This is a genomic window from Polaromonas sp. P1_G2 (assembly GCF_056405515.1).
In genome coordinates this window covers 1-365 of record NZ_JBFUBY010001710.1, presented here as the reverse complement: position 1 = coordinate 365, position 365 = coordinate 1, and the positions used below count along the sequence as shown (strand labels likewise).

The 365-nt window shown below is 40.8% G+C and carries 1 protein-coding gene; it reads left to right on the top strand.

The window, feature by feature from the left end:
• Nucleotides 1–30: 30 nt before the first annotated feature.
• Nucleotides 31–365 (top strand): DUF4435 domain-containing protein (locus tag AC1D0P_RS32230; protein WP_477680441.1); only part of this gene is annotated, 335 nt, incomplete at its 3' end.

Below are 365 nucleotides of genomic sequence, written 5' to 3'. Positions count from 1 at the left end.
GCATGGCACAAGCTCCGGACATCGATCGATGTGGGCAAGTTTGACTTCTTCGCGGCATTCGAAGGCGAGGAAGATGAAGAGTTTTATTCAGTATTTTTTGAAAAAGAGCTTTCAGGAGTCACTTTCAGGCCAATCGTTTGTGATGGGAAGGGAGGCGTCTTGGGGTTATACGAACGAACTATCGAAGCTTTTGGAAGTACAAGAAATATTTTTTTCTTCATCGATTCTGACCATGATAGGTATATCGGCATCGAGAAATATCCTGAAAATGTATTCGCAACTGCAGGCTATTCAATTGAGAGCTATGCTTTCGATTTTAAAGGAATAATAAGATTGGTGCGAAAGCATTTTCAACTTAATGAGTC